Origin of the sequence: Streptomyces venezuelae (assembly GCF_008642295.1) — a bacterium.
Classification (GTDB): domain Bacteria; phylum Actinomycetota; class Actinomycetes; order Streptomycetales; family Streptomycetaceae; genus Streptomyces; species Streptomyces venezuelae_C.
This window is the reverse complement of the sequence record NZ_CP029190.1, coordinates 6,400,635-6,412,931: the sequence shown is the minus strand read 5'-3', so window position 1 is coordinate 6,412,931 and position 12,297 is coordinate 6,400,635. Positions and strand designations below refer to the sequence as shown.

The window sequence follows — 12,297 nt, the reverse complement described above, 5'->3', positions numbered from 1 at the left end:
CCGCGGGTCAGGCCCGCCAGACCCGGGCCACCTCGTCCGCGTGCGCGGCGGCCTGGGCCAGCCCGGCCCGGGCCGCCGGGGCCCGGCGCGCCGGGTCGAGCACATTGCGGCCGATGGCCCTGCGGGCCTCCTCCGAGGGGTGGATCAGCACGACCTCCGCGCCGGCCTTCCGCAGCCCGGCCGCCTGTGCCCGGGCCGAGGGGGCCAGCCGGGTGCCCAGGGTCATCGGTGCCAGGATCACGACGCGGCGGTGCCCCACCGCGAGGTCCGCATTGGCGCTGGAGCGGATGCCGCCGTCGATGTAGCGGCGACCGCCGATGGTCACGGCCGGCCACACCAGCGGTACCGCGCAGCTGGCGGTGACCGCGTCGACCAGCCCGGCCCCGCTGTCCCGGTCGAAGGCCCTGAGCTCGCCGGTGACCGCGTCCACCGCGCTGATCAGCAGTTTCCGCTGCGGCCAGGTATGCGAGCGCAGGCGGGCGGCCAGCACGGTACGCCGGTCCGCTTCCTCCCCGGTGTCCGCCGCGAGGGCCAGGGCGCCGACCCGCCGCCGGTAGGCGGTGGCATTGCGGGAGCGCAGCATCGCCAGGCCGTAGCGGGCCAGGGTGGCGGTGCCCAGCCGGGCCACGGCCTCCCCGGCGGGGTCGGCGAGCTGGCGTTCGTACAGTTCCCGGGGGTCGAGCAGCCCGGAGGTGAGCTGGGCCCCGACCACGGAGCCGGCGGAGGTGCCGACGACGAGGTCGGCGTCGAAGAGGTCCACCCCGGCTTCGGCCAGGCCGTGCAGGATGCCGCATTCCCAGCCGATCCCGGTCAGCCCGCCGCCGCCCAGCACCAGTGCGGTCCGGCCGCCCGTGGTGCCCTCGCCCGTCGTGCCCTCGGCCGTCGCGCCCATGCCCGCCCCGCCCCCCCTGTCGTGGCCGGTCGTTCGGCCGCATGAGGTCCAGATTACGGCGCGGTGCCGCATGCGTCGGTTACTCTCCCCGGATGCCCCTCCTCCTCTCGCCGTGGATCCGGCTGACGCTGCTCGTGCTGCTGCTGGCGGCGGCGGGCGTGTGCGTGGTGCTGTTCGAGCCCCAGCGGCTGCTGTCCGAGGGCTGGCCACCGGGGCTCCCGGTGGGCACGGCGGTGCTGCTGTTCGCCGGCGGGTACGGGCTGTGTACGGCGGCCTTCGTGCCCCGGCCCCTGCTGAACCTGGGCGCGGGTGCGGTCTTCGGTGCGCAGTTCGGGCTGGTGGCGGCGGTCGCGGGGACGGTGCTCGGGGCCGGACTGGCCTTCGGGCTGGGCCGGGCCATGGGGCAGGAGGCGCTCCGGCCGCTGGTGCGCGGCCGGTGGCTGAAGGCGGCGGACGGGCAGCTGAGCCGGCACGGTTTCCGGTCGATGCTGGCGGTGCGGATCTTCCCCGGGGTGCCCTTCGCGGCGGCCAACTACTGTGCCGCGGTCTCCCGGTGCGGATGGCTTCCGTTCCTGGTGGCGACGGCCATCGGTACGGTGCCCAATACGGCGGCCTACGTGGTCGCGGGCGGCAACGCCTCCTCCCCCACCTCCCCCGCTTTCCTGGCCTCGTTCGGCTTCATCGCCGTATCGGGCCTGCTCGCGGGGACGGTCGCCTGGCGCAAGCGGCACCGGCTGACGGCCGGAATTTCCGCCCAGGCCACCCCAGTGGTCAACGGGGCAACAAACGGGCCCTAGCATCGGACCCAACTGCCCGACGATCACAAGGACGAGCGCACCCCGACATGAGCTGGTTCGAATCCCTAATCCTCGGTCTCGTCCAGGGGCTTACGGAGTTTCTCCCGATCTCTTCCAGCGCCCACCTGCGGCTGACCGCGGCGTTCGCCGGCTGGGAAGACCCGGGTGCGGCCTTCACCGCCATCACGCAGATCGGCACCGAGACCGCGGTGCTGATCTACTTCCGCAAGGACATCATGCGGATCGTGTCCGCCTGGTGCCGGTCGCTGACGAACAAGTCGATGCGCTCCGATCACGACGCTCAGATGGGCTGGTTGGTGATCGTCGGCTCGATCCCGATCGGTGTGCTGGGCGTGACGCTCAAGGACCAGATCGAGGGTCCGTTCCGTGATCTGCGCCTGATCGCCACCACGCTGATCGTGATGGGCATCGTGCTGGGCATCGCCGACCGGCTGGCGGCGCGCGACGAGGCCGGCGGCCGGCACCGGGCGATCCGGGAGCGCAAGACGCTCAAGGAACTGGGTGTCAAGGACGGTCTGATCTTCGGCGTCTGCCAGGCGATGGCGCTGATCCCGGGCGTCTCCCGGTCGGGGGCGACCATCTCCGGCGGTCTGCTGATGGGCTACACCCGTGAGGCGGCGGCCCGTTACTCCTTCCTGCTGGCGATCCCGGCGGTGCTGGCCTCCGGAGCCTACGAGTTGAAGGACGCGAGCGAGGGGCACGTGTCCTGGGGTCCGACCATCTTCGCCACGGTGATCGCCTTCGTGGTCGGCTACGCCGTCATCGCATGGTTCATGAAGTTCATCACCACGAAGAGCTTCATGCCCTTCGTGATCTACCGGATCCTGCTGGGCATCGTCCTGTTCGTGCTGGTCGGCACGGACGTGCTGAGCCCCCATGCGGGCGAGTCCGGCCACTGACCCGCGGGTATTCCGCAGCGCAGGGCCCTCCCGGGAACGTTCCCGGGAGGGCCCTGCGTCGTTGTTCCGGGAGAAGGCAGACATACGAACGACAGGTGACGTGCAGGGGGTGCCCGATGGGGCGAGTGGTACTGGAGCGGTTTCCGGCGGGGAGTCCGAGGGGGAGCTGGCCGGCCGAGGAGTACGCGGCGGAGCGGATGCGGGAGGGGGTGCCGGCGGAGGTGGTGATGGATCTGGCCACCGATGCCTTCCTGGTCGTCGTGCGGCAGCGGGACGCCCGTTCCGGCCACTGAACCGGCCCCGGGGCGTCCCGGGTCCGCCGTACCCCTTGGCCTCCGTGCCCGGCTGATCCACACTGTCCCGATGACGCAGCGTGTGGACCTGGCGACGGTAATGGACCGGCTGGCCGTGGACGAGGTGATCACCGGGTACGCCGTCGCCGTGGACGACGGCGACTGGGCGGCGTACAAGGCCCTGTTCGTACCCGGCGGGCGGGCCGACTACCGCTCGGCCGGCGGGATCGAGGGTGCCGCCGGGGAGGTGGCGGACTGGCTGGCGGAGACCATGAAGCTGTTCCCGGTCCGCCAGCACCTGATCGTCAACCGGCGGGTGGCCCTGGAGGACCTCGGCGGTTCGCCGGGCGACCGGGCGGAGGTGCGCGCCGATTTCGTGAACCCGATGCGGCTGACGGCGGGCGCGGCGGACGGCGAGGCCGCCGGCGAGGCGGCGGACGGCGGTGTCACGGCGCCGAATTTCGTGGCCGCCGGCCGGTACACCTTCGGCCTCGTCCGCACCTCCGAGGGCTGGCGGCTGTCCTCGGTCACGGTCCACGAGAAGTGGCGCCACCTGTCCGGCTGACCTGCACGCGGCCTGCGATTGGCGTGTACCTGACCTGCACCTGTTCGGCCGATCCGTCCGGCCGATCCGTCCGGCCGCCCCGGACCGTGCGGTCCACACTGGAGGGGGAGGCGCCTCATGCTGACCGACCGGCCGGACCGGTCCCGGTGGTGGCGGGCCGCGGCTGCGGTGCCGGCCGGGGCCCTGCCCGCGCTCGCCTTTCCCGCACCGGGCCTGTGGTGGTTCGCGTACGTGGCCCTGGTGCCGTGGATGCTGCTGCTGCGGGGCGCGGCGAGCGGGCGGCAGGCCGCCCTGGAGGGCTGGCTGGGCGGGGCCGGGTTCATCCTGGCGGTGCACCACTGGCTGCTGCCGAGCCTCCATGTGTTCCTGCTGCCGCTGGCCGCGCTGCTGGGGCTGCTGTGGATCCCGTGGGCCCTGCTGGTACGGACGCTGCTCGGCGGGAGCCCGGGGGCGGGCCGGGCGGCGGCTGCGCTGGTGCTCGTACCGGCCGGCTGGCTGCTGTCCGAGCTGGCCCGGTCCTGGGAGGGGCTGGGCGGGCCGTGGGGGCTGCTGGGGGCCAGCCAGTGGCAGGTGCCGGCCGTGCTGCGGCTGGCCTCGGTGGGCGGGGTGTGGCTGGCCGGCCTGCTGGTGGTCGCGGTGAACTGTGCGCTGGTGCTGCTGCTGGCGGTGCCCGCGGCCCGAGTGCCCGCCCTGGCCGGGCTGACGGGCTGCGCCGTGCTGACCGGGGCGGTGTGGCTGTGGGCCCCCCGGCCGGACGTCTCGGGCGGGCTGCGGGTGGCGGTCGTCCAGCCCGGGGTGGTGGGCGGGGCCGACAGTGTGGAGCGGCGCTTCGACGCCGGGGAGCGGCTGACCCGGGGCCTGGCCGGGCAGCGGCTCGATCTGGTGGTGTGGGGCGAGAGCAGTGTCGGGGCGGATCTGGCGACCCGGCCCGACCTGGCCCGGCGGCTGGCGGCCCTGTCTGCGGAGGTGGGCGCTCCGGTGCTGGTGAACGTGGACGCCCGGCGGGCGGACCGGCCGGGGATCTACAAGTCCTCGGTGCTGGTCGGCCCGGGCGGCCCCACCGGCGCCCGCTACGACAAGATGCGGCTGGTGCCGTTCGGCGAGTACGTTCCGGCCCGGTCCGCGCTCGGCTGGGTCACCTCGGTGGGCAAGGCAGCCGGTGAGGACCGCCGGCGGGGCACCACCCCGGTGCTGATGGCACTGCCCGGCCGGCCCGCCGTCGCGGTCGGTCCGCTGGTCTGCTTCGAGTCCGCCTTCCCCGACATGAGCCGGCGGCTGGTCCGGGACGGCGCCGCCCTGCTGGTCGCCCAGTCGGCGACCTCCACCTTCCAGGACAGCTGGGCTCCGGCCCAGCACGCCTCGCTGGCCGCGCTGCGGGCCGCCGAGACCGGCCGGCCCATGGTGCACGCCACCCTGACCGGCATCAGCGCCGTGCACGGCCCGTCCGGGGAGCGCCTGGGCCGTCCGCTGCCGGTCACGGCGAGCACCGCCGAGGTGTACGCCGTGCCGCTCGCCCGGGGGACCACGCTCTCCGTCCGCTTCGGGGACTGGCCGGTGGCCGTCGCCCTGACCGCCCTCACCGGGTACGGCCTGGTGCTGGTGGCCGGGCGGATCCGGTCCCGGCTCACGGCCCGGCTTATGACCGAGCCTGCTCCAGAGCCGACAGGACCACCCGCTCGCACAGCTCGTGAGTGAGCAGGGCGTCCCGGGCGCTCAGCGGCCGGCCCGCGGCGACGGCCTCCAGGAAGGCGTCGGCCACCTGCTCGATCCCGCGCTGGCGGGCCACCGGCACCCAGTCGCCGCGCCGCCGGACGGTGGGCTGGCCCCGGTGGTCGACGATCTCCGCGAGGTTGACCACCTGGCGCTTGGTGTCCTGGCCGGAGACCTCCAGGATCTCCTCGGTGGAGCCGGAGAGCCGGTTCATGATGCCGAGCGCGGTGAATCCGTCGCCGGACATCTGGAGCACCACCTGGTGCATCAGTCCGTCCCTGATCCGGGCCCGGACGTCGATGTGGTCGGCCTCGCCGGGCAGCAGGAAGCGGAGGGTGTCCACCACGTGGATGAAGTCGTCCAGCACCAGGGTGCGCGGGTCCTCGGGCAGCCCGACCCGGTTCTTCTGCATGACGATCAGGTCGCGCGGGTGGTCGGCGCACTGCGCATAGCCCGGGGCGTACCGCCGGTTGAAGCCGACCGCCAGGGACACCCCGCGCTCCTCGGCGAGTTCGACCAGCCGCCGGGAGTCCTCGTAGGCGTAGGCGAGCGGCTTGTCCACGTACGTGGCGATGCCCGCCTCCAGCAACCTGGTCACGATCTCCGGGTGGGCCGGGGTGGCGGCGTGCACGAAGGCGGCGTCCGGGCCCGCGGCGAGCAGGGAGTCGAGGCTGCCGTGGCGGCGGGCGGCCGGGACGGCGTACCGGTCGCCGACTTCGGCCAGGACGGCGGGGTTGCGGGTCTGGAGGTGCAGTTCGATGCCCGGGCGGGCCGTGAGGACCGGCAGGTACGCCTTCTGCGCGATGTCACCGAGTCCGATGCATGCGACCTTCACCGGGGGTCCTCCTCGTTGCTGCTCGTCGCGGCCCGTGGCCGCGGGGCTCCGGGCAGCTTAATCCCTGGTGCGGGCGGGTGGATTCACCGAGGATGGCGCCCATGATCTCTTCTGAACACGAACGTCCCGAGCCGTCCACCACCGCAGGCGAGCGGGAGATGCTGGAGGGCTGGCTGGACTACCACCGGGCCACCCTCGCCCTGAAGTGCCGGGGGCTGGACGAGGACCAGCTGCGGCGGGCCGCCCTGCCGCCCTCCGAGCTGACCCTGCTGGGCCTGGTCCGGCACATGGCGGAGGTGGAGCGCTGGTGGTTCCGGGAGGTGACGCTGGGGCTCGACCTGCCCGAGCTGTACTCGACCCGGGACGATGTGGACGGCGACTTCCACTTCGGGCCGGAGGACACCTGGGCGGACGCCGACCGGGTGTGGCGGGCGGAGATCGAGGAGGCCCGGGCCGCGGCGGCCGGCCGCTCGCTGGACTCGCTGTCGGAGGCGGAGCACCCGCGCCGCAAGGAGCGGTTCAACCTGCGCTGGGTCTACACCCACATGATCGAGGAGTACGCCCGCCACAACGGCCACGCGGACCTGCTGCGGGAGCAGATAGACGGGGCAACCGGCGCGTAGCCGTCACCCGTGCGGGGTCAATATGGGCTGCGGATTATCGCAACCGGGTCCGCGCAGAGCAGAGTTGCGCGAGTGCATCCAACCCGAACCACGACAACCCTGCTGCTCGGAGTGGCCGCTGCCGTCTCGGCCGTCTCCGGCTGTGTGCATGTGAACCCGGCCGCGGTGCAGCCCGCGACGGCCCCCACGGCGGGGGTGCCGCCGCAGCACGAGACGCGGAGCGGCCGGGGGGCCGCTCCGGTGGAGGTGCAGGCGCCGGCCCTGGAGGCGTTGCGGACCGCGCCGGATCCGGTGGCGGAGGACGGGGCGGCCGGGGCCGCCGCGCCGGCCGCCCCGGACCGGCGGACCGAGGGCGCCCCGGCTGCGGGAAGCGCCCCGCAGGAGACGGCCCCGGACCGTTCGGAACTGCCGCCGCCGGTTCCGGACATCCCGGAGCCGCCGGACCCGGCCCAGTCGGCGTCCGGCAGGGGCGAGGCCGAGGGCAAGGGCAGAGGAAGGCGCGAGGGCGAGGGTGACCAGCGGCGGAAGCGGCGGGAGGCCCGGAAGGTGGAGCGGGAGCTGATGAAGCGCCTGCCGATGCAGCCGGCCGATGTGTGCGCGCTGGGGCGCAGGCACGACAGCTGGCAGCCGGACAGCCCGGAGGCCCGCATCTGCGCGGGCGTGGAGGGCTGACCGGCCCCGCGCCCGGGCCGGCCTAGTGCTGGCCGGGGAACGGGCCCGGGCGCGGGTCCGGGCCCGGGTTCTCGGCCAGCTGGAGCTCCAGCCGGGTGATGGCCGCCCGGATCCCGTTCCCGTACCCGTCGTCGGCGAGCGCGGCGGTGGCCGCCCGGGCCCGGGCCAGGTGGATCCGGGCCGCCTCCGGCCGCTGGAGCTTGACGTAGTCGGCGGCCAGATTGAGGTGGAGAGAGGGGTAGAAGGCCCGTACCGCCACATCGGGCTCGTGCCGGGCGAGCCGCTCGTTCCCCAGCCCGTCGGCGGCGGTCAGGGCCCTCAGGTCCCAGGAGAGTTCGTCGGCGGGGTCGTCCTGCGCATCGGCCATGTAGTGCGCCAGTGTGCAGCGGTGGAGGGGGTCGCCCTCCTCGCCGATCTCCGCCCAGATCTCACCGAGACGGTTGCGGGCCTCCTCGCGGTCGCCCGCGTGCAGCAGCATGATCGCCTGGCCGATCCTGGTCATGACGGCGTCTTCCGACGCCTCCTGCTGCTCGGTCAAGGCGGCCTCCGGCTCGGTCCTGTCAGACCGGTCCGGTCTGATCGTCACGACGCTAGCCGGAGGCGCTGACAAAGCCGCCGAGGCGCGGGTGCGCGATCGGGCGTGGCGTCAGCCGAGGTCGGGGATCCGCCAGTCGATCGGCTCGTGGCCCTGGGCCGCCACCGCCTCGTTGATCTGGGTGAAGGGCCGGGAGCCGAAGAACTTCTTCGCGGAGAGCGGCGAGGGGTGGGCACCCTTGACGACCACGTGCCGGGTCTCGTCGATCAGCGGCAGCTTCTTCTGGGCGTAGGCGCCCCACAGCACGAACACGGCCGGGTCGGGCCGCTCGGCCACCGCGCGGATCACGGCGTCGGTGAACTTCTCCCAGCCCTTGCCCTTGTGCGAGTTGGGCTCGGCCTCGCGGACCGTGAGCACCGCGTTGAGCAGCAGCACGCCCTGCTCGGCCCACGGCATCAGATAGCCGTTGTCGGGGATGGGCGTGCCCAGCTCGGCCTGCATCTCCTTGTAGATGTTGCGCAGCGAGGGCGGGGTCTTCACCCCGGGGCGGACCGAGAAGCACAGGCCGTGGCCCTGACCGGCGCCGTGGTACGGGTCCTGGCCGAGCACCAGGACCTTGACCCGGTCGTACGGCGTGGCCTCCAGGGCGGCGAAGACCTGCTCCTGCGGCGGGTAGACCGGCCCCTTGGCCCGCTCCAGCTCGACGAACTCGGCGAGCTCCTTGAAGTAGGGCTTGTCCAGTTCCCCGCCCAGGACGGGCAGCCAGGATTCGGGCAGCATCTCGGTCACGTCGACAACCTCCGACAATCGTTCTGCAACTGATCACAGAACTTACCGGCCGCCACTGACACTGCCCGAACCCGCGGCTGCTACCAGCTGGTCTTGCGGTACAGCTCCCACATCTGCATGGCGGTCTGCGGGTCGAGCGCACGCTCGGTGCCCGCGATGTCCTCGCCGGAGGCCACGTACAGCTTGCCCTGCCACAGCGGCAGCAGCCGCACGTCGTCGGCGAAGATCTTCTGTGCTTCCTCGAACTGGCTGCTGACGGCCGAGCGGTCGCCGGAGCGGCGGGACTTGGGCAGCAGGTCGTTGATGATCGCCGGGGGCTCGTACGGCGTACCGACGGCGTTCTCCTTGCCGACGAACGGCGCGATGAAGTTGTCCGGGTCCGGGAAGTCGGGGAACCAGCCGCGCCCGAAGACGGGGTACTGGCCGTTCTTGTAGCCGGCCTGGAACTCCTTCCAGGGCTTGCCCTGGAGGCTGACCTTGAACAGGCCGCTCTCCTCGAGCTGGCGCTTGAGCTCCTTGAACTCCGCCTCGGTGGAGGAGCCGTACCGGTCGGTGGTGTAGAAGAAGTTCAGGTCGACCGGGGTCTGGATGCCGGCGTCCTTCAGGAGCTTCTTGGCCTTGGGGATGTCGGGGTGGGCGAACTTGTCGAAGAACGGCGTCTTGTGGCCCAGTACGCCCTTGGGGACCATCGAGTACAGCGGCTCGGCGGTGCCCTGGTAGACCTCCGAGATCAGCGTGCCGCGGTCGATGACCTGGGCGATGGCCTGGCGCACCGGCAGCTGGCGGACGACCGGGTCCTTGGGGTTGAAGACCAGGTAGCGGATCTCGGCACCGACGTTGGCGACCACCTGGAGGCCGAGATCGCGCGAGGCCGGGCTCTGCAGTTCCTTGATCTCGTCGGCGGTCAGACCGCGGTAGGTGGCGTCGATCTTCTTGTCCTTGAGGGAAGCCACCATCTTTCCGGAGTCGTCGAAGTACCGGATGGTGACCCCGTCGTTCCGGCGCTGCGCGAAGCCCTGGTAGTCGGCGTAGCTGCTGAGCTCCGCCTTTTCCTTGTCCACGTACTCGTCCAGGACGTACGGCCCGGAGCCGGTGATCTTCCCGTCCTCGCGGAGCTTGTCGGCCGGGTAGTCCTTGGGTGCCACCAGGGAGGCGGCCGGGGAGCCGAGCACGTAGGGGAAGGTCGCGTCGGAGGCCTTCAGGTGGAAGACGACCGTCTGCGCGTCCGGGGTCTCGATCTTGTCCAGGCTGCCGAACAGGTCCTTGGGACCGACCTTGGAGTTGATCGTCCGGATGCGGTCGAAGGAGTGCTTGACCGCCTTGGAGTCCAGCGGCTCGCCGTTGGAGAACTTGAGGCCCTTGCGGAGCGTGCAGCGGTAGGACTCGTTGACGGAGTCGGTGAACTCGCAGCTCTGTGCGGCGTCCGGCTGCGGCTTGAGGCTGCCGGTGGGGAATGCGAGAAGGGTCTGGTAGACGTTCCGGTACAGCTCCCACGAGCCGTCCCAGGCCGCCGCCGGATCGAGCGTGCTGGGTGCGCTCGTCGTGCCGACGACAATCCGCTTGCCGTCCTCTCCCCCGTCGCCCGAGATCAGCCCGCAGCCGGCAAGCAGGGATATGGACGCAAGGGCCGCAGTGATCTGCAGGCATCTGGTCCGGTTGAACACGTGCACGCTCCTCGATCAGCCTGGGTGCGGCAGACCCTACCGCAGTACCCCACGAAACCAATGGGCAGGTTCCGTGGGGCACTTGACCGGTTCCGTGCGTATTGATGACACATTTGCCACCCTTTGATGGCCGAATGCGTCCGATTATCGGTTAGTGAACTCCGGCATTGAGAAACATTCCCCCATCAACAACAAGTGTCTGACCTGTGATCCATTCCGCTTGTGCCGAGGTGAGGAATGCAGCGGCCCCGCCGATGTCGGAGGGCACCCCGAGCCGGCCCAGCGGATAGGCCGCCGCGGCCTCGGCCTCGCGGCCCTCGTAGAGCGCCTGGGCGAACTTCGTCTTGACCACCGCGGGGGCGATCGCGTTCACCCGCACCCCCGGCGCCATCTCGTGCGCGAGCTGCAGGGTGAGATTGACCATGGCGGCCTTGCTCATCCCGTACGCGCCGATGAACGGCGAGGCGGAGACCCCGGCGATGGAGGCGATGTTCACGATCGCCCCGCCGTGGTCCTTCTGCCACGCGTGCCAGGTGCGCTGGGCGAAGCCGAGCGCGGAGATCACATTGGTCTCGAAGACCTTGCGCGCGACCCCGAGGTCCAGGTCGGCGATGGGGCCGAAGACCGGATTGGTGCCGGCGTTGTTGACCAGGAAATCCACCCGCCCGAAGGCCTCCATCGTGCGCTCGACGGCGACGGCCTGGTGGGCCTCGTCGTGCGCCTTCCCGGGCACCCCGATGACCCGGTCGGCACCGAGCTGCTCGACGGCCTCCTTGAGGGTCTCCTCGTTCCGGCCGGTGATGCAGACCCGGTCGCCGCGGGCGACCAGCGCCTCGGCGATGCCGTAGCCGATCCCCCGGCTCGCCCCGGTGATCAGTGCGACCTTGCCGCTGTCGTTGCCTTGGTACACCATGACGACACCCTCTCCCGTGCTAGTTGAGCGGGCCGCCGGCCACGTACATGACCTGGCCGGACACGAACCCGGCCGCGTCCCCGGTGAAGAAGGCGATGGCGTTGGCGATGTCCTCCGGGCGGCCGACCCGCTGGACCGGGATCTGGGTGGCGGCGGCGGCCTGGAACTCCTCGAAGCCCATGCCGACGCGGGCGGCGGTCGCGGCGGTCATCTCGGTGACGATGAAGCCGGGGGCGACCGCGTTGGCGGTGACGCCGAACTTGCCGAGCTCGATGGCCAGGGTCTTGGTGAAGCCCTGGAGGCCGGCCTTGGCGGCGGAGTAGTTGCCCTGGCCGCGGTTGCCGAGCGCGGAGCTGCTGGACAGGTTGACGATCCGGCCGAACTTGGCCTCCACCATGTACTTCTGGCAGGCCCGGGACATCAGGAAGGCACCGCGCAGGTGCACGTTCATGACCGTGTCCCAGTCGTTCTCGCTCATCTTGAAGAGCAGGTTGTCGCGGAGCACGCCGGCGTTGTTGACCAGGACGGTCGGGCCGCCGAGGGTCCCGGCGATCCGCTCGACGGCGGCCTCCACCTGGGCGCTGTCGGACACGTCGCAGCCGACCGCGAGGGCCGTGCCGCCGGCGGCCGTGATCGCCTCGACGGTGTCCTTGCAGGCCGCCTCGTCCAGGTCGAGTACCGCCACGGCCCGGCCTTCGGCGGCCAGCCGCACGGCGGTGGCGGCACCGATCCCCCGGGCCGCCCCGGTGACGACGGCGACGCGCTGCTCGGTGGTGGACATGCTGGTTCTCCTCGCCCTTGAGATACGGCCGCCCAGGCCTGAGCAACCGCTTAGTAGCTTCAGCTGATGAGACGCTAGGGATCACACCCCCCGCTGTCAACGCCATCGCGCCTGCGGCGCCGCGTCCGAGCCACCGCGCCGGGGCCGGCCCCGGGCCCGGCCCGCTGCCCGCGGGTGCGGGCCCGCGTCACGGCCCCGGGCAGAGCCCGTGCGCCCGCCGGGCGCGGGGCGCGCCCGGCGCAGGTGCCGGGCGAAGCCCGGGCACCCCAGGGGGTCCGGGGCGCAGCCCCGGTTTCTGGGGGCACCTC

General features: G+C 72.2%; 14 protein-coding genes. 7 read left to right on the top strand and 7 right to left on the bottom strand.

Annotated features, from left to right (window positions below):
• Positions 1-7: 7 nt before the first annotated feature.
• Positions 8-892: a patatin-like phospholipase family protein gene (locus DEJ50_RS28810; RefSeq protein WP_150210989.1), complete on the bottom strand. Its 885-nt coding sequence runs from the start codon at positions 890-892 to the stop codon at positions 8-10.
• Positions 893-984: 92 nt separating this feature from the next.
• Between DEJ50_RS28810 and DEJ50_RS28805 the strand changes: the two genes are divergently transcribed.
• From DEJ50_RS28805 to lnt, 5 genes are all read left to right on the top strand, one after another.
• The gene (locus tag DEJ50_RS28805; protein ID WP_150210988.1) at positions 985-1,689 is read left to right on the top strand and encodes a TVP38/TMEM64 family protein; all 705 of its coding nucleotides are present in this window, start codon (positions 985-987) and stop codon (positions 1,687-1,689) included.
• 47 nt (positions 1,690-1,736) lie between these two features.
• Positions 1,737-2,609, top strand: a complete 873-nt coding sequence (locus DEJ50_RS28800; RefSeq protein ID WP_150210987.1) for an undecaprenyl-diphosphate phosphatase — start codon at positions 1,737-1,739, stop codon at positions 2,607-2,609.
• Between the two features lie 116 nt (positions 2,610-2,725).
• A complete protein-coding gene (locus tag DEJ50_RS28795; protein WP_150210986.1) occupies positions 2,726-2,902 on the top strand; it encodes a hypothetical protein in 177 nt (58 codons plus the stop codon).
• Between the two features lie 70 nt (positions 2,903-2,972).
• Positions 2,973-3,467, top strand: a complete 495-nt coding sequence (locus DEJ50_RS28790) for a nuclear transport factor 2 family protein (RefSeq protein WP_150210985.1) — start codon at positions 2,973-2,975, stop codon at positions 3,465-3,467.
• A gap of 117 nt (positions 3,468-3,584) precedes the next feature.
• Positions 3,585-5,162 (top strand): apolipoprotein N-acyltransferase, encoded by a 1,578-nt coding sequence (lnt, locus tag DEJ50_RS28785; protein WP_150210984.1) that lies wholly within the window; start codon positions 3,585-3,587, stop codon positions 5,160-5,162.
• On the opposite strand, the gene DEJ50_RS28780 is transcribed toward lnt, so the two are convergent.
• The gene (locus tag DEJ50_RS28780) at positions 5,104-6,012 is read right to left on the bottom strand and encodes a Gfo/Idh/MocA family protein (protein ID WP_150210983.1); all 909 of its coding nucleotides are present in this window, start codon (positions 6,010-6,012) and stop codon (positions 5,104-5,106) included. The two genes, lnt and DEJ50_RS28780, sit on opposite strands and share 59 nt — an antisense overlap.
• A 101-nt stretch (positions 6,013-6,113) precedes the next feature.
• On the opposite strand from DEJ50_RS28780, the gene DEJ50_RS28775 reads away from it, so the two are divergent.
• Both DEJ50_RS28775 and DEJ50_RS28770 read left to right on the top strand, forming a co-directional pair.
• Positions 6,114-6,635: a DinB family protein gene (locus DEJ50_RS28775; protein WP_150210982.1), complete on the top strand. Its 522-nt coding sequence runs from the start codon at positions 6,114-6,116 to the stop codon at positions 6,633-6,635.
• Between the two features lie 72 nt (positions 6,636-6,707).
• Entirely contained in the window at positions 6,708-7,307 is a 600-nt protein-coding gene (locus DEJ50_RS28770) for a hypothetical protein (RefSeq protein WP_223837943.1), read from the top strand.
• A gap of 22 nt (positions 7,308-7,329) precedes the next feature.
• Here DEJ50_RS28770 and DEJ50_RS28765 read toward each other — a convergent pair whose 3' ends face one another.
• The 5 genes from DEJ50_RS28765 to fabG form a co-directional block, all read right to left on the bottom strand.
• Entirely contained in the window at positions 7,330-7,845 is a 516-nt protein-coding gene (locus DEJ50_RS28765) for a hypothetical protein (RefSeq protein ID WP_150210981.1), read from the bottom strand.
• A 108-nt stretch (positions 7,846-7,953) separates the two neighbouring features.
• Positions 7,954-8,622, bottom strand: coding sequence for a uracil-DNA glycosylase (locus tag DEJ50_RS28760; protein WP_150212419.1), 669 nt, complete (start codon positions 8,620-8,622; stop codon positions 7,954-7,956).
• A gap of 89 nt (positions 8,623-8,711) precedes the next feature.
• Entirely contained in the window at positions 8,712-10,295 is a 1,584-nt protein-coding gene (locus DEJ50_RS28755; RefSeq protein WP_150210980.1) for an ABC transporter substrate-binding protein, read from the bottom strand.
• Between the two features lie 151 nt (positions 10,296-10,446).
• On the bottom strand, positions 10,447-11,208 hold the full coding sequence (locus DEJ50_RS28750) for an SDR family oxidoreductase (RefSeq protein WP_150210979.1): 762 nt from the start codon (positions 11,206-11,208) through the stop codon (positions 10,447-10,449).
• A gap of 19 nt (positions 11,209-11,227) precedes the next feature.
• Positions 11,228-11,989, bottom strand: a complete 762-nt coding sequence (gene fabG / locus DEJ50_RS28745; RefSeq protein WP_150210978.1) for a 3-oxoacyl-ACP reductase FabG — start codon at positions 11,987-11,989, stop codon at positions 11,228-11,230.
• Positions 11,990-12,297 lie beyond the last annotated feature (308 nt).